We start from the raw sequence: 352 nt of genomic DNA, 5'->3' as shown, positions 1-352 counted from the left end.
CGATTACCAACGATCACGTTCATAAAATACGTTTTTAAACTGGCCTCGCTGTCTAATGAAACCCTTTTCTTTAAGTCGAGAAAGCAGCCGGTATGCTTGGTCCTTATTGATATGACACAAATCCATAACCTCTGCCCTCTTGATAGAGCCGTGTTTATCGATATAGTTTAAGACCATCTGTTCCTGCTGGATCGGATCAAATCCCGCTTGCCTTACATAAGCTGCCTTTTGCCCGGCCTTGCTATAGACCTTGGCACTAAGCATATACGTTCTCCCGCGTCCGGTGCCATGGGCTTCAATCAACCCCGCCTCGGCCAATCGCTCGAGCGCTGCACGTGTTTCCTGCTCAGAT

1 pseudogene is annotated in these 352 nt (G+C 48.3%); it reads right to left on the bottom strand.

The window, feature by feature from the left end:
• Positions 1 to 3: 3 nt before the first annotated feature.
• Positions 4 to 352: pseudogene (locus tag COY37_RS08830) on the bottom strand (ATPase); the annotation flags it as partial.

Source organism: Candidatus Aquicultor secundus (assembly GCF_002791875.1).
Classification (GTDB): domain Bacteria; phylum Actinomycetota; class Aquicultoria; order Aquicultorales; family Aquicultoraceae; genus Aquicultor_A; species Aquicultor_A secundus.
This window is presented reverse-complemented; position numbering and strand designations above follow the sequence as displayed.